Annotated in this window: 10 protein-coding genes; 3 read left to right on the top strand and 7 right to left on the bottom strand. The window is 73.0% G+C overall.

The window, feature by feature from the left end:
- Positions 1–14: 14 nt before the first annotated feature.
- The gene (locus tag GT755_RS02790) at positions 15–545 is read right to left on the bottom strand and encodes a hypothetical protein (protein ID WP_161478094.1); all 531 of its coding nucleotides are present in this window, start codon (positions 543–545) and stop codon (positions 15–17) included.
- 102 nt (positions 546–647) lie between these two features.
- On the opposite strand from GT755_RS02790, the gene GT755_RS02785 reads away from it, so the two are divergent.
- A complete protein-coding gene (locus GT755_RS02785) occupies positions 648–1451 on the top strand; it encodes an SAM-dependent methyltransferase (protein WP_161478093.1) in 804 nt (267 codons plus the stop codon).
- A gap of 53 nt (positions 1452–1504) precedes the next feature.
- On the opposite strand, the gene GT755_RS02780 is transcribed toward GT755_RS02785, so the two are convergent.
- From GT755_RS02780 to GT755_RS02770, 3 genes are all read right to left on the bottom strand, one after another.
- Positions 1505–1858 carry a PepSY domain-containing protein gene (locus GT755_RS02780; RefSeq protein ID WP_161478092.1) on the bottom strand — a complete coding sequence of 118 codons (354 nt, stop codon included), beginning with the start codon at positions 1856–1858 and terminating at the stop codon, positions 1505–1507.
- Between the two features lie 78 nt (positions 1859–1936).
- Complete coding sequence (locus tag GT755_RS40385; protein WP_161478091.1) at positions 1937–3193, bottom strand: sensor histidine kinase; 1257 nt, start codon at positions 3191–3193, stop codon at positions 1937–1939.
- The gene (locus GT755_RS02770; RefSeq protein WP_161478090.1) at positions 3190–3873 is read right to left on the bottom strand and encodes a response regulator transcription factor; all 684 of its coding nucleotides are present in this window, start codon (positions 3871–3873) and stop codon (positions 3190–3192) included. Before GT755_RS02770 ends, GT755_RS40385 begins: the two co-directional genes overlap by 4 nt.
- 52 nt (positions 3874–3925) lie before the next feature.
- Between GT755_RS02770 and GT755_RS02765 the strand changes: the two genes are divergently transcribed.
- Positions 3926–4330: a hypothetical protein gene (locus tag GT755_RS02765; protein WP_161478089.1), complete on the top strand. Its 405-nt coding sequence runs from the start codon at positions 3926–3928 to the stop codon at positions 4328–4330.
- A 7-nt stretch (positions 4331–4337) separates the two neighbouring features.
- Here GT755_RS02765 and GT755_RS02760 read toward each other — a convergent pair whose 3' ends face one another.
- From GT755_RS02760 to GT755_RS02750, 3 genes are read right to left on the bottom strand one after another with little or no spacing between them, the layout of a single operon-like run.
- A complete protein-coding gene (locus GT755_RS02760; RefSeq protein WP_161478088.1) occupies positions 4338–6116 on the bottom strand; it encodes a serine/threonine-protein kinase in 1779 nt (592 codons plus the stop codon).
- The gene (locus GT755_RS02755; protein ID WP_161478087.1) at positions 6113–7987 is read right to left on the bottom strand and encodes a serine/threonine-protein kinase; all 1875 of its coding nucleotides are present in this window, start codon (positions 7985–7987) and stop codon (positions 6113–6115) included. Before GT755_RS02755 ends, GT755_RS02760 begins: the two co-directional genes overlap by 4 nt.
- A gap of 21 nt (positions 7988–8008) precedes the next feature.
- The gene (locus GT755_RS02750) at positions 8009–9439 is read right to left on the bottom strand and encodes an MFS transporter (protein WP_161478086.1); all 1431 of its coding nucleotides are present in this window, start codon (positions 9437–9439) and stop codon (positions 8009–8011) included.
- A 134-nt stretch (positions 9440–9573) separates the two neighbouring features.
- Here GT755_RS02750 and GT755_RS02745 point away from each other — a divergent pair, with 134 nt between their 5' ends.
- The gene (locus GT755_RS02745; RefSeq protein WP_161478085.1) at positions 9574–15714 is read left to right on the top strand and encodes a phospholipase A2; all 6141 of its coding nucleotides are present in this window, start codon (positions 9574–9576) and stop codon (positions 15712–15714) included.
- Positions 15715–15828 lie beyond the last annotated feature (114 nt).

Raw genomic sequence — 15828 nt, 5'->3', positions numbered from 1 at the left:
GACCTCGGAAGTAGTTACAGCACGGACGCCGTGACTCCCGCGATCGCCAGCAGCAGCCCGGCCACGGATATGACCGCGCCGGCCACCGCCGCGACGCGGCGGCCGGGCAGCCGGGCCCAGTACACCAGCACGTAGGGCAGGTATCCCAGCCCGCCGATCCCGACGCCGGCCAGGCTCAGCGCGGCCAGCACGCCCTTGGTCCCGCTCGGCACCGCGCGGTCGCCCTCCGGGGTGAGCTGGGCGGGCGTGACCTCGCCGGCCTCGGAGTCGGGGGAGGCGTCGACCGCGACCGGCGGGCCGCCGGAGGCGGGGACGAAGGTGCCGTCGCAGTCGTAGCGGCCCTGGCCCAGGGTCACGCACGACGTCACGGTCAGCGTGCCGGGGGTGCCGACCTGGCCGGTGGCCAGCAGCAGCGAGGGCACCGAGCCGTAGATCGACAGGCCGCAGACGGCGAGCCAGCACAGGATCAGGATGAACTTCCCGATGGGTCCGGGGCCGCGGCGGCCGGGGGTGACTCCGTTGAGGACGTCGGCGATCTCACTCATGTGGCCCAGTTTGTCGGGGACGACTTGTACTGGTCTTGTAACGTACTTTGCCCCAGAAAGTATGATCTTGACGTCCCGGACTTTTCCGTACAGGGAGCCGAAATGGCCGACGAATACACGAATCCGCGTGCCGACTACGCGGCCAGGCTGAATACGAGCACGCCGCACGCGGCGCGCATCTGGAACTACTGGATGGGCGGCAAGGACAACTACGCCGCCGACCGCCAGGCGGGCGACGCGGTCGCGGCGGTCTACCCCGACATCGTCACGATGGCCAAGCAGTCGCGGAAGTTCCTCATCCGCGCCGTCAGGTGGGTGGCCGAGGAGGGTGGCGTCAAGCAGTTCCTCGACATCGGCACCGGCCTGCCCACCATGCAGAACACCCACGAGGTCGCCCAGTCGGTGCACCCCGACGCCCGGATCGTGTACGTCGACAACGACCCCATGGTCCTGGTGCACGCCCGCGCCCTGCTGGTCAACACCACCCCACAGGGCGTGACGACCTACGTCGAGGCCGACTACCACGACCCCGAGCTGATCGTCGCCGACGCGAAGAACGTGCTCGACTTCACCAAGCCGATCTGCGTCATGTTCATGGGCGTGCTCGGCTACGTCGAGAAGCTCGACGAGCTGAAGTCGATCGTCGACCGCGTCATGGCCCACGTCCCGTCGGGCAGCTACATGATCTTCTGGGACAGCTCCGAGGGCGACGAGATCGGCGACGGGGCCGACAAGCTGGTGGAGTCGGGCGGCGTGCCCTACTACCTGCGCAGCGTCGAGGAGCTCAAGTCGGTCTTCGACGGCCTGGAGTTCGTCGAGCCCGGTCTGGTCCCGCTGTCGCAGTGGCACCCGACCGAGTACGAGCGTCCCATCGACTCCTTCGGCGGCGTGGCCCGCAAGCCGTGACGCCGTGACGGCGGCCGGACCGGGCCGGCCGCCGTAGTCGCTGTTCCGCGCTGTCAGTCGTCGTCGGCGTCGTTCGCGTCGTCGGCGTCATCGGCCTCGTCCGCGGGGGCCTGGACGACCGTGCCCTTGGCCGCGTCGACGTAGACCTCCTTCACGGTCCCGTCGGTGCCGGCCACCTCGATCTCCCACGTCGTGCCTTCGAGATCGGACGAGACGACCCATCCACCGGCGACCTGCCCGACCGCGGTCCGCTGAGCGGCGTCGACGAGCACCGTCGGCCTGGCGGGGGCCTTGTCGGGGGTCTCGGTGCCGTTGTCGCTGTCGGCCGACGCGATCCCCACCCCGGCGACGCCGGCGGCCAGGGCGGCGGCGAGGACACCGGTGGCGATGGCGGTCTTCCTGCGCATATTTCGTCTCCTTCTGATGGTTCCGCGCTTGTTCCTCCACCATCGGGGAGTGCGGCCTATCGGCACCCTGCGGGTTTCCTAAGGATTTCCGAAGTCGACGATCACCTGCGCGCCGGCCAGCCCGTTCCGCACGCGCAGCCTCCCGCCCGACTCCTCGGCCGTCCGCCGGGCGATGTCCAGCCCCAGCCCGGTCGACCCCGCCCCGCTGGCTCCCCGTTCGACCAGGTCGGAGCCGGGGAAACCGGGCCCCTCGTCGCTCACGGTCAGCCGCGCGCCGCCGGGCCGTGCGGTGAGGTCGACGGCGAACGCGGTGCCTTCGGGGGTGTGCGCGAACACGTTCTCCAGCAGCAGGTCGACGAGCGCGGCCAGGTCTTCGGCGCGGACCGGGACGGGCAGGGGGCCTGGCGCGAGCCGTACGGAACGGCGGCGGTTCTGGTCGTCGGCCAGGGCCGACCAGAACGCGACCCGCTCGGCCACCACCTCCGCCGCGTCGCAGCCCGGCCCGCGTTCCGCGCCTGACCGGCGGGCCTCGGTGATGACCTGGGTGACCATGCGTTCGACGCTGGCCACGGCCGCGCCGACGCGGGCGGCGTCCTCGCGGTCGCGCATCGCGTCGACCTCCAGCCGCAGCGCCGTCACCGGGGTGCGCAGCCGGTGGGACAGGTCGGCGACCGACTCGCGTTCCCGCCGCAGCAGCCCGTCGATGCGCCCGGCGAGCTGGTTGAGCGCCGTGCCGACGTCGCGGATCTCCGGCGGGCCGTCAGGGGCCACCCGCGCGGCCAGGTCGCCGCCCGCCAGCCGCCGCGACACGCCCGCCGCCTCGGCCACCGGGCCGATCAGCGACCGGGCCAGCCGGTCGGCCACCAGGGCACCCAGGGCCAGCAGCGCCAGGCCGATCAGGCCGAGCACCAGCCAGGTCCGCGTCACCCCCTCACGCAGCCGCTCGGGCGGGACCAGCGCCCGGACCACCGTCGTCCCGTCGCCCTGCACCGCGACCAGCACCTCGCGGCCCTGCGGCGTGTCGACGGTGAGGCTGCGGCCGAGCCGCGCCAGCCGCACGCCCGGCCCGGCCGCCGCGGGCTCGCCCACGAAGCGGTCGCCCGGCAGGAACACCGTCACCGGCACGCCCGCGCCCTTCGCCTGCGCGATGGCGGCGGCCAGCGCGTCGCGGTCGCCGAGCGCGGCCGTCGCCGCGACCGACCCGGCCCACGCCGCCGCCGTCCCGGTGGCCCGTTCGGCGGCCAGCGCCTGCACCAGCACGGCCAGCGGGACCAGGAACGCCACCAGCACCAGCGAGGTCGTCGCCAGCGCCAGCGACGCCAGCCGCCGCCTCATCGGCCCGGGTCGACGATCTTCACGCCGACCCCGTGCACGGCGTGCAGGTAGCGCGGCCGCTGCGCGGTCTCGCCGAGCTTGCGGCGCAACCACGACAGGTGGACGTCGACCGTCTTGTCGCCGCCGCCCCAGGCCATCCGCCACACCTCGGCCAGCAGCTCCCGTTTCTGCACCACCTGCCCGGCCCGCGCGGCGAGGTAGTGCAGCAGGTCGAACTCCTTCGGCGTGAGGTCGAGCCGGCGCTCGTCGAGCCACGCCTCGCGCGCCGCCGGTTCGACCCGCAGCCCGCCGACCACGATCACCTCCGGCTCGCCCTGCTCCCGGCCGCGCCGCAGCACCGCCCGCACCCGGGCGTCGAGCTGGGCCGCGCCGAACGGCTTCACGACGTAGTCGTCGGCGCCCGCGTCGAGCGCCTTGACGATCTGCGGCTCGGCGTCGCGGGCCGTCGCCACGATCACCGGGATCGTGCTGACCGCCCGCAACATGCGCAGCACCTCGCAGCCGTCGACGTCGGGCAGCCCGAGGTCGAGCACGACGAGGTCGGGCCGCTCCTCCAGGGCCCGCGTCAGCCCCTCCATGCCCTGGGGCGCCGAGCTGACGGCGTGCCCGAGACCGGTCAGCGCCCGGGTGAGGGCCGCTCTGACCTGGGGATCGTCCTCCACGAGAAGCAGGTGTGCCACCTGTCCGCCTTTCTGGGTACTACCTTGCGAGGTTCCCCGAGAAAGGCGGACGATGCGCGGAGCGGGACTGGCGGCGTGGCTCCTGGCGGCGGCCTGCGCCACGTCGGCGGGCACGTGGGCGGTCTCGCTCATCGCCCCCGGCGGGGCCCTGACCGAGGCCCAGGTGCAGGAGGCGCTCGCTACGGCCTCGGCGCAGCCGCCCCCGCCGCCGGGCGTGACCCTGCGGGCGGGCAGCAGCTTCGCCTACCCCGAGGGCTCGCTCACCGCCGCCTGTTCCGGCGGCCGGGCGGTCCTGCTGTCGTGGACGCCGGCGCAGAACCACAGCGTGGAGGACGTCGAGCGGGGCCCGGCCCCCTCGGCCTCGGTGACCTTCGAGTCGGCCGACGACCGCACGACCACGGTGACGGTCCGCTGCCCCGGCCCGGTCGCCTCGGTCGTGCGCGGCACCGACGACTGACCGGCGGCTAGCGAGGGGTCCAGTAGATCCGCATGTCGGGGAAGACCCGGTCGGGACCCTCGGCGAGCACCCTGGTCTGCTTCCCCTTCAGGTTCAGCAGGACCACCTCGAACCTGTCCTCGCCGCGCCGGGTGGCCATGACGTGGTCGTCGTCGAGCCAGCCGCCCACGCTCAGCCCCTTCGCCAGCGGGAACCGGCGACGCTCCGCGCCGGTGACCGCGTCGAGCACGCACAGCCGTCCCTCGGCGCAGCCGGTCAGCAGCAGGCCGTCGCGGGTGGCGTGGAGGTCTCCGGTGCCCTTCAGCTCCCTGACGACCTCGCCGGTCAGGCTGTAGACGGTGGTGGTGCCGCCGGTCTCGCGGGCGAGCGTGCCGTCCTCCGGGCCCCAGAAGAAGCCCTCCCGGCCCCGCACCGCGACGTCCCGCGCCTCGGCCGTGCCCGTGACCGGGTCGACCAGGACGAAGCCGGTGACGGGGGAGTCGTCCTCCAGGCCGCTGACGGTCATCATCAGGCGCGTCCCGTCGGCGGACCAGCCCGGCCGGCGGGCCAGCGCGGGGCGGGCGACCGTCCTGATCTCGCGGGTCGTGCCGGTCGTACGGTCGGTGAGGAGCACGAAGTCGAAGTCGGCGGCGAGCAGCCGGGCCCCGGACAGGACCGCCACGAACCGGCCGCCGGGGGAGACCAGCGGCTCGGCCATGGCGCCCACGGACATGAAGCTGCCGGTGGCCGGGTCGCGGACGTACCCGGAGCTCTCGCCCGAGCCCTGCGAGTCCTCGTAGGACGACGCCCAGAGGCCGTCGGCGGGGTTCTCGTGCAGCGTGACGCCCAGGGTCTCGATCTCGACGTCGACCGTGGAGGTCGCGGCCATGGGCCGGACCACGACCACGGCCGGGGCCGCCGGGGGAGGCACGGCCGCCGGAGGGCCGGGCCGGGTCAGCACGACGGCCGCGGTCACGCCGAGGGCGACCGGGACGGCCACCCACCACGCCCGGGAACGACGCGGCCGGCCGGGCTCCCGGTTCGGCGCGCGGACGGGTGAGGTCTGCTCCCCGAGCAGCCGCATCAGCGCGGCCTGCGCGGTCGGCCGGGCCGCCGGGTCCTTGTCCAGGCACGCCGCCACCAGCTCCCGCAGGTCCCCGTCGAGCGTGCCCAGGTCGGGCTCGCGGGTGAGGATGCGATGGACCACGGCGGGCACCGGGCCGGTTCCGAAGGGCGGCCGTCCGGTCGCCGCGCAGACGATCGTCGACCCCCACGCGAACAGGTCGGCCGCGCGCCCCGCCGGGCCGCCGCGGAACTGCTCGGGGGCCATGTAGGGCGGCGTGCCGACGACCTCGTCGGCGGTCGAGTCGCCGAGCTGGGCGATGCCGAAGTCGATCACGCGCGGCCCGTCGCGGCCGAGCAGCACGTTGGCGGGCTTGAAGTCCCGGTGCGCCACGCCGGCCCGGTGGATGGCGGCCAGCGCCGTCATGGTGCCGATGGCGAGCCGCCCGAGCTCGGCGCCGCCGAGGGGCCCGCGATCGGCGAGGGCGACCGCGAGGCTGGGGCCGTCGACGTACTCGCTGACGATGTAGGGCGACCCGTCGGCCACGCCGGTCTCCAGGACCTGCGCGGTGCAGAAGGTGCGCACCCGGCGCACCATCTCCGACTCCGCCAGGAACGCCCCCACGTCGCCGCCGCGCAGCACCTTGACCGCCACCCGCTCGCCCATGGGCGATTCGGCCAGGTAGACGACCCCCTGCCCGCCGGACCCGAGTTGCCGGACCACCCGGTGGCCGCCGATCATCATGGCAGCGCGCCGAGGCGGAAGAACACGTTCTCCTCCTTGCCGTCGACCGTCGCCAGCACCCGTTCGACCTTGCCGAGCAGGTCCACGATCCGCAGTTCGTAGCCCTTCTTGGTCGGCACGCGCACGACGAAATGGCGGTCGGTGAACCACCCGTGCCACAGGGAGTCGGCCGGGGTCGGCACGGTCGCCAGCCGGGCACCCGATCCCATCTCCCAGACGCAGATGTCGTCGGAGTTCGGGCAGAGCGTCGCCAGGCTCCTGCCGGACGGGCTGAACCAGCTCCGGTCGCGCGGCAGGCCCACCCAGTGGAGCGTGCGGATCACCATGCCCCGGGTGTCGTAGATCTCCACCCCGCGATGGCGGCCGTCGGAGTAACCCCGGGCGATCTGCCCGTCGGGGGTGAAACCGAACGGGTAGGCAGCCCCGCCGTAGTACTCGGTCTTCACGAAGGTCGCCGCGCGTGTGGTGACGTCGACGACGACGAACCCCTCCATGCGCTCCTTCTCGGGGTTCTCGACGGAGAGCACGACCTTCGTCCCGTCGCGCGACCAGCTCGGCATGGCGCTCCGCAGGGGTTTGCGCACGGTGTTCACGGTGAACTCGGCCCCGGTCGTGAGGTCGCGGAACTTGACGTAGTCGTAGTCGGAGCGCAGGAACTTGACCCACGGGCTGAGCACCACCGAGGTGCCGTCGGGCGACACCGTGGGCTCCTCGGCCCGTCCGACCTCGGTGAACGTGCCGTCGGCCCGTCTGACGTAGGAGGCGAACGGCGCCTTCAGCGACAGGTAGCTGTTGAAGCGCAGGGGGTCGTCGGCGCTCTCGTGCAGCGTGACCGGCGTCCCGGGGACCGTGACGTCGGTCGTCTTCTCGGGCACGTCGTCGAGCTCGGCCGCGACGGTCGCCGCGGTGGTGACCGAAGGCGGCGCCACGGGCACGCGCAGGTATTCGACCCTGGGCGGCACCGCGAGGAAGACCGCCAGGCCCGCGACCAGCGCGCCGGCGAGGAAGGCCGTCGCGGCCCGCCAGGGCACCCTGCGCCGGGACGGCCGGGCCACCCGCCCGGTGACCTGGAGCAGCGACTCCTCCCCGATGAGCCGTAACAACACGTCGCTGGCGACGGGCCGGTCGGCGGGGTTCTTCGCCAGGCAGGCCGACAACACGCTGCGCAGCTCGACGTCGATCCCGGTCAGGTCGGCGTTCTCGCGCACCACCCGGTTCACGGTCGTGGCCACCGAGTCGCCGGCGAAGGGGTCGCGGCCGGTCGCCGCGAACACCATCGTCGCCGCCCACGCGAACACGTCGGCAGGGGGTCCGGCGCGTGCCCCGTCGAACTCCTCGGGCGCCCGGTAGGCGGGCTTGCCGACGTGCCGCGTCACCGTGGTCTCGGACACCCGGAGCGCCTCGTTCAGTCCGAAATCGGCCATGCGGGGCCCGTCGGGGCCCAGCACGACGGTCGAAGGCCGGATGTCGCCGTGCAGCACCCCCGCCTGGTGGATGGCGACGACCCCGCTCATGGTGCCGACCGCGAGCCGGTGCAGCGCCGCCCCGGTCAGCACCCCGGTCTCCGGTACGGCCTCCGCCAGCGTCGGGCCGTCGACGTGCTCGGACACGACATAGGGCCGGTCCCCGAGCGTGCCGCCGCCGAGCACCTGGGCGACGCAGAACGCCGGCACGCCCTTCAGCGGCCCGACGGCGGCGGTCACCCTCTCGGGATCGGCGACGGGGGCCAGCATCCGGATGACGACAGGTGTGCCCCGCGGGTCGGTGGCCAGATAGGCGTCCTCGGGCCCCGGCTCGTCGAGCCTGCCGGTGATCCGGTACTCCCCGACGACGGTGGGATCGTCGGGCCCCAGTGGAACGGCGCGCCCCATGCGGACATTATGGACGCGTGCCTACGGATGCCACATCTTCTCCAGGGGATGTTTGTGCACCTGCTTGTAGACCGCCCGCTGCGCCCACCGCCCGGTCGTGACCAGCCCGATGGTGAGCACCAGCGCCCCGCAGGCGATGATGATCGCCCAGCTGATCCGGTAGGCGGCCGTGAAGCCCGGACCCGCCGCCAGCACCGTGACGTGTGAGGCGACGACGCTGCCGACGACGGCCACCCCCAGCGTGACGCCCGTCTGCCGCATGGTCGACACGATGCTCGCGGCCACCCCGGCCTGCGCGTTCGGCATGCCGGAGACGGCCGTCGTGGTGATCGCGGCGTTCAGCCAGCCGAGCCCGAAGCCCATGAGGGCGTAGCAGAGGTACATGCGGGCCCCGGTGGGCAGGTCGGCCGGGACGGCGGCGAGCAGTCCGGCGCTGATGCTCCCGGCGCTGCCGAGCACGATGGAGGGCCGGGGCCCGTACCGGCCGACGACCCGTCCGGAGATCGGCCCGGTCAGCGCCTGCAGCAGGGGCATCGGCAGGATCGACAACCCCGCCTCCAGGGGGGAGAAGCCTCTGACGACCTGCAGGTAGAGCGTGTTGACGATCAGGAAGCCGCCCTGCGCGGTGTACATGAGCAGGGCGATCCCGGTGGCCCCCGCGAACGGCGGGGCCTTGAAGAACCTGACGTCGATCAGCGGCTCCGGCCGGTGCCGCTCGACCACGACGAGCGCGCCGAGGCAGACCGCCGAGCCGAGCAGGGAGAGCAGGGTCTGCGGCGACCCCCAGCCGGTGTTCGGCGCTTCGATGATGCCGAACGTCAGCAGGAACACGGTCCCGATGACGAGGATCTGCCCGGCCGGGTCGATCTTCCTGGGGTGCGGCGCCCTCGACTCCGGGACGTGCAGCTTGGCGAGCACGAACGCGGCGATGCCGATCGGGACGTTCACCCAGAACACCGACCGCCAGCCGACGAACTCGACCAGCGCGCCCCCGATGAGCGGCCCGGCCGCGACGCTGACGCCGACCACGCCGCCCCAGACGCCGATGGCCCTGGCCCTCTCCCGGGGCTCGGTGAACGTGTTGGTGATGATCGACATGGCGACCGGGTTGAGCATGCTGCCCCCGACGGCCTGCAGGGCCCGGAACACGGTCAGCGTCTCCAGGGTGGGCGCCAGGCTGCACAGCAGCGAACCGGCGGTGAAGACCACCAGGCCCGTCTGGAACACCTTGCGCCGGCCGATCCGGTCGGCGGTCGAGGCCGACAACATCAGGAACGAGGCGAGGGTCAGCGTGTAGGCGTCGAGGGTCCACTGCGCGCCGGAGATGTTCGCGTCGAAGGCCTGCTTGATCGCGGGCAGGGCGACGTTGAGGATGCTGCTGTCCATGCCGACGATGAACACGCTCACACAGCAGATGGCCAGCACGACGCCGGGCCTCGCACAGGTCGCCATCCGCAGGGACTACCCGGCCTGAGCTGCCGGGATGTGGCCCGCGACAGGTCTTTGCGGCTCGCTGGCCGTGATCATCAACGCTGTTTATACGGGCGCTATACAGCGGCTCACGAGGCTGGCCCCTGATAAGCCGGATGACTCTTCTCGGAGGCCCGACGGTGTTGCGCGAACGGCGGCAGGGCGCCGCACTACCCGCCATGATCTCGCTTGCTCTGTTATCCAGTCTGTTCGCCTCGGTCCCGGCGAAGGCGGTCACACCGCCCGTCCAGGCCCCCGTGAGAGCCCCGGCGGTGACCTGCCCCGAGGAGATGCCGACCGAGATCGCCGCGCGGCTGGCCGCGCGGGTCTGCGGCAGGCGCGTCAGGGCCGCGGCGATGACCACGGAGAACGACGAGTACTTCGTCAACCCCGACGGCACGCTCACCCTTGAGCACCGGTACCGCCCGGTCCGGGTCAGGCGCGACGGCGGGTGGGTGCCGGCCGACGCGACGCTCGTCACGGCCGCCGACGGCACGGTCGTCCCGAAGGCCGCCTCGGTGTCCTACGGGTTCTCCGGCGGCGGCGACGGGCCCCTGGTGCGGGCCGCCCGCGAGGGCGTGGAGTTCACGCTCGGCTCCCCGCTCGGCACGTTGCCGAAACCGGTGGTGTCCGGGGCGACCGCGACCTATCCCGAGGTGCTGCCCGGCGTCGACCTGGTGCTCACCGCCGACGTCGACGGCTTCGCCCAGAAGCTGATGGTCAAGAACCGGCGGGCCGCCGCCGACCCGCGGCTGAGGTCGCTCACCTTCGGCGCCGACGTCGACAAGGGCGCGCTGAAGGCCGACCGGCACGGCAACCTCACCGTCGTCGACGAGAAGGACGAACCGGTCTTCGCCGCCGTCGCCAACGAGATGTGGGACGCCGCCGCCGAGAACGCGGCCAGGAAGACCCCGGCCGTCGCCTCGAAGACCGTCGCCGAGGCGCTCGATCCGGGCAGACGCGCAACGATGGGCGTCAAGGTCGGCCGGGACGCGATCACGATCACCCCCGACGCGGCGCTGCTGGCCGACCCGGCCACCGTCTTCCCGGTGACGATCGACCCGAGCTTCACCGCCGCCAAGTCGGCCTGGACGTACGTCGACTCCCGCTATCCGACCAGCACCTACTGGAACAGCTCCAACGACGCCACGTCGGGCACCTCCGACTCCGGCGGCATGAAGCGGCGCTCCTTCTTCAATATGAACCTGTCGGGCATGGGCACCCGCAAGCAGATCGTGTCCGCCACGTTCAACCTCTACGAGCACTGGGCCTGGTCGTGCTCGGCCCGGAACGTGGAGCTGCACCGGACCGCCGCGGTGTCGTCGTCGACCAACTGGAACAACCAGCCGGCCTCCAACCTGTCGATCGGCGCGAAGAACGTCGCGCACGGCTGGTCGTCGAGCGGCCAGGGCGGGCCGTCGAGCTGCCCGGCGGCGTGGGTCGGCTGGAACGTGGCCTCGGCCCTCCAGGGCGTCATGGACGCGGGCGGCACCTCGGTGACCTTCATGGTCAAGGCGTCCAGCGAGACCGACAACACCTACTGGAAGCGGTTCGCCAACAACCCGAACATCTCCATCACCTACAACACGCTCCCGGGCACGCCCACCGCCCTGGCGATGGCGCCCTGCTCCACCTGCTCCAGCCCGGCCCTGGTGGGGGCGGCGCAGCCGAACATGTCGGCGAAGGTCTCCGACGCCGACGGCACGGCGCAGCGGGCCGACTTCGAGGTGTGGAACTCCACCAAGGCCACCAAGATCACCGGTGGCTCGGTGTCGGGCGTCGCCAACAACGGCACCGGCACCTGGCGGGTCGCCACCCCGCTCGCCAACACCTCCTACAACTGGCGGGTGCGCACCTACGACGGCACCGCCTACGGCGCGTGGTCGGCCTGGTTCGCCTTCACCGTCGACGCCGCCGCGCCCGACGCGCCCGAGGTGAGCTCGTCCGACTACCCGGCCGGCACGTGGTCGAAGGGCGCCGGGCAGGCCGGGACGTTCACCGTCACCCCGGCGGGCGCCGACGTGTCGGCCGTGTTGTGGTCGTTCGACGGCGGCGCCCAGCAGTCGGCGGCGAACACCGGGAGCGCCCACACGGTCACCTGGACGCCGGCCACCGACGGGCCGCACACCCTGCGGGCCTGGGTGAAGGACAAGGCCGGCAACCTGTCGGAACCCGCCCAGTACGACTTCGGCGTGGGCAGGTTCGCGGTGACCTCGCCGCAGGACGCGAGCTCCACGGCCCGGCGCACCGTGCTGGCCGCCGCCGGCAGCGCCGGCGTCACCGCCGTCTCCTTCTCCTACCGGCGCGGCGAGGCCGACGACTGGCACCAGGTGCCCGCCGCCGACGTGCGCCGCCGCTCCGACGGCGCGGCGGTCACCTGGCCGGTGGCCATGACCGCCGGCGTCTCGCCCGACCTGGTCTGGGACGTCACCCGCACGCTGACCGAGGACGGCGCGATCGAGATCCGCGCCGAGTTCACCACCTCGGGCGGCACCGCCGCCTCCGCGAAGGTGGACCTGACCGTCGACCGCGACGCCGAGGGCGCCACCACCGGCCCGATCGGCCCAGGCACGGTCAACCTGCTCAACGGCGACTTCCGGATGACCACCACCGACGCCAGCATGTTCGGTGTCGGCCTGATGCGCTCCTTCTCCTCGCGCGACCCGCGCAAGGGCTCGTCCCTGCCCGGCGTGGCCCCCATCTTCGGCGCCGAGTGGACGCCGAACGGCCTGGCCCAGTCGGGCGACGGCACCTTCACCGAACTGCACGCCACCTCCGCCACCTCGGTGGAGATCACCGGCGACGGCGCCTCGGTCGGCTTCACGAAGAACACCGACGGTTCCTGGACGCCGCAGTCGGACGCCGGCAACCTCCGGCTGACCTACGACGCGGCGGCCGACCGCTACACCCTGACCGACTCCACCACCGCCGACCGCACCGTGTTCGCCAAGGTCAACGACGCCTATCTCGTACGGGCGGTCTACCCGGCCGGCGGCAAGGGCGGCACCGTCTTCGTCTGGGAGCCGGTGACCGGCGCCGACGGCGCCCGGCTCGCCCGGCCCACCAGGATCATCGCCCCCGCCTGGTCGGTCGCCTCGCCGAGCGACTGCGACGTCGCCACCCTGGCCGCCCTGCCCGAGGGCTGCCGCCTGATCGTGGTCACCTACGCCACCACGACGACGGCGGGCGCCCAGCTCGGCGACGTCGCCGGGCAGGTCAAGCAGATCAGCCTGTGGGAGGGCGGCGTCGCCGCGCCGCGTGGCCTGTCCGAGTACCGCTACGACGACCTCGGCCGGCTCCGGGAGCGCTGGGACCCCGCCACCCCCGCCGTGAAGACCCGCTACGACTACGACCTCGGCGGCCGGGTCAACCGCTTCACCCCGCCCGGTGAGCTGCCGTGGACCCTCACCTACGGCCGGGCCGGGAACGCCGACACCGCCGCCGACGGCATGCTGCTGGCCGTCTCGCGGCCGACCCTGCGCCCCGGCACCCTGAGCGAGACCAACGGCACCGCCGTCACCTCGGTCGTGTACGACGTGCCGACCAGCGGCGGCGGCGCGCCCTACAACCTCTCGCCCGCCGCCACGCTGACGTGGGGCCAGACCGACCCGCCGTCCGACGCCACCGCGATCTTCCCGCCCGACCAGGTGCCCGCCAACCACACCGGGCGCGGCGGGCTGGCCGCCTCCGACTACGGCCGGGCCACCGTCACCTACCTGAACGCCAACGGCGCGACCGTCAACCGGGCCGAACCCGGCGGCGGCCTGTCGGCCAGCCAGTACGACGCCCACGGCAACACCGTGTCCAACCTGTCGGCGGGCAACCGGGCGCTGGCCTTCGGCCAGGGACCCGGCGCCGCCGAGGAGCTGACCCGGCTGGGCCTGATCAACAGCTCGACCGCCGAGCGGGCCCGGCTGCTGTCGGAGGAGACCGTGTACTCCGCCGACGGCCAGCGCATGCTGGGCGAGTTCGGCCCGCTGCACCTGGTGCGGCTGAACGGCGTCCCGACCCCCGCCCGCAAGCACCAGGTCAACACGCTCGACGAGGGCCGGCCCGCCGACGCCAAGGTCTCCGGCCTGGTCACCACCACCGCGGTCGGCGCGTGGTCGCCCGGCGGCGGCGCGGACGCCGACGTGCGCCTCACCCGGACCTTCTACGACTGGGCCACCGGCAAGGTGGTCAGGACGGTGACCGACCCGGGCGGCCTGGCCGTCACCCGGACCACCGGATACGACGCCGACGGCCGGGTCGTCAGCGCCACCATGCCGAAGTCGTCCGGAGACGACGCCGGCACCACCACCAGCGCCTACTACACCGCCGACGGCTCCGGCGCCTGCGGCGGCAGACCGGAATGGGCCGGCCTGCTCTGCCGCACCCAGGCCAAGCAGAACGTCTCGGGCGGCGGCTCCAACCCGTCCGAGCTGGTCACGAAGGTGTACGCCTACGAGGAGGGCGGCCGGGTCGCCTCGGTCACCGAGACGGCCAACGGCGTCACCCGCACCACCGCCACCACCTACGACACGGCCGGCCAGGTGCTCACCACCACGGTCACCGGGGGCCTCGGCACGGCCGTGCCCGCCGTCACCAACAGCTACGACGCGGCCGGCCGGCTGACCAGGACCACCGCCTCCACCGGCGCGTCCATCACGCGGGAGTACGACGCCCTGGGCCGGCAGACCTCCTACACCGACGCCGACGGCGGCGTCACCCGGGTCGAATACGACGCCCTCGACCGGGTGATCAGGAAGACCGACGGCGCCCCGTCCACGATGACCTACGAGTACGACCTCGACGCCGACCCCCGCGGCCTGCTCACCGCGATGACCGACTCGGTCGCCGGGCGCTTCACCGCGACCTACGACGCCGAGGGCGGCATCGTCGCCGAGCAGCTGCCGGGCGGCGTGTCGTACACGGTCGGCAAGGACCCGACCGGCGCGCCGACCCGGCGCGTCTACCAGAACGCCGCCGGGGTGAAGCTCCTGGACGACGCGGTCACCTGGTCGATCCACGGCCAGCAGCTCACCCGCACCGGCCTGTCGGCGCAGGTCGTCGGCTACGACAAGATCGGGCGCATCTCCTCCGTCGACGACACCGTCGGCGGCGTCTGCACCCGCCGCGCCTACGGCTACGACGCCAACTCCAACCGCACCTCGCTCACCAGCGGCGGCTGCGACGGCGGCGACGCCACCACCCGCACCCACGCCTACGACACCGGCGACCGGCTCGTCGACCAGGGCTACGTGTACGACGCCTTCGGCCGCACCGTCTCCACGCCCGACGGCCTGGCCGTCGACTACTACGCGACCGACCTGGTCAAGGCGATGACGTCGGGGGACGCGCGGCAGTCGTACACGCTGGACCCCCAGCTCCGCCGCAACAGCACCCTGACCGAGGCGCGCACCGGCGGGACCTGGGCCGCCACGGCCCGGCGCGTCGAGCACTTCGACGCCGACGACGACACCCCCGCCTGGGTGGTGGAGGACGTCGCCACCGGGCGGGTCAGCCGGAACGTGCACTCGGTGTCGGGCGGCCTGGCGGCGGTCACCTCCGCCACCGGCGAGATCCGGCTCCAGCTCACCAACCTGCACGACGACATCAACGTCGTGCTCGACCTGACGACCGGCGTGCCGCTGGCGCTCGACTTCGACGAGTTCGGCAACCCGCGACCGGGCCAGCCGGCCGGCCGCTACGGCTGGCACGGCGCCGCCGAGCGGGTCACCGACACCCCCGACGGCACGATCCTCATGGGCGTGCGGCTCTACCAGCCCAAACTCGGCCGGTTCCTGCAGACCGACCCGGTCGAGGGGGGCAGCGCCAACGCCTACGACTACGCCGCCCAGGCGCCGACGTCCAACGCCGACCTCGACGGCCGCAAGTGGTACTGGTGCCGCACCTTCTCGCACTTCGCCTTCAACCACTGCGGCGTCACGCGCGCCTGGTACCACGGGAGCTGGCGCACCGTGCGCTGGGTGAAGACCCCCCGGGGCTGGTGGGTGCGCGGCATCCTGTACGACTACTGCACCAGCAGCCCCGACCGCCCGCTGGGCTTCGACTTCCGGCAGGCCTGCATGATGCACGACTACGGATACGCCCTGCGGAGGATGGGCTACATCTCCAGCAAGTACCAGGCCGACGCCGTCTTCTACAACGTGCTCTGGAACGGCGTCTGCCCGGCGTACGCCTGGTGGAAGCGCGGCACCTGCCGCAACCTCGCCACCACCTACTACCTGGCCGTCTTCTACGGCGGCCGGGTGTGACGGACCGGTGATCCCGGCGGGGACCGTCCCACGGTTCCCGCCGGTGTCTTTCTGACCCATGGGTTGACGGTTGTGACTCCATCGTGCACATTTGAGCGGCTTTGATCATCGTCA

Source organism: Herbidospora solisilvae (genome assembly GCF_009901565.1).
Classification (GTDB): domain Bacteria; phylum Actinomycetota; class Actinomycetes; order Streptosporangiales; family Streptosporangiaceae; genus Herbidospora; species Herbidospora solisilvae.
The sequence above is the reverse complement of the archived record's forward strand: the minus strand, read 5'-3'. Positions and strand labels throughout refer to the sequence as shown.

Coding starts and splice junctions, on each gene's coding strand:
- GT755_RS02790 (WP_161478094.1), bottom strand. CDS start 545: ATGAGTGAGATCGCCGACGTCCTCAACGGAGTCACCCCCGGCCGCCGC.
- GT755_RS02785 (WP_161478093.1), top strand. CDS start 648: ATGGCCGACGAATACACGAATCCGCGTGCCGACTACGCGGCCAGGCTG.
- GT755_RS02780 (WP_161478092.1), bottom strand. CDS start 1,858: ATGCGCAGGAAGACCGCCATCGCCACCGGTGTCCTCGCCGCCGCCCTG.
- GT755_RS40385 (WP_161478091.1), bottom strand. CDS start 3,193: ATGAGGCGGCGGCTGGCGTCGCTGGCGCTGGCGACGACCTCGCTGGTG.
- GT755_RS02765 (WP_161478089.1), top strand. CDS start 3,926: ATGCGCGGAGCGGGACTGGCGGCGTGGCTCCTGGCGGCGGCCTGCGCC.
- GT755_RS02760 (WP_161478088.1), bottom strand. CDS start 6,116: ATGATGATCGGCGGCCACCGGGTGGTCCGGCAACTCGGGTCCGGCGGG.
- GT755_RS02755 (WP_161478087.1), bottom strand. CDS start 7,987: ATGGGGCGCGCCGTTCCACTGGGGCCCGACGATCCCACCGTCGTCGGG.
- GT755_RS02750 (WP_161478086.1), bottom strand. CDS start 9,439: ATGGCGACCTGTGCGAGGCCCGGCGTCGTGCTGGCCATCTGCTGTGTG.
- GT755_RS02745 (WP_161478085.1), top strand. CDS start 9,574: ATGACTCTTCTCGGAGGCCCGACGGTGTTGCGCGAACGGCGGCAGGGC.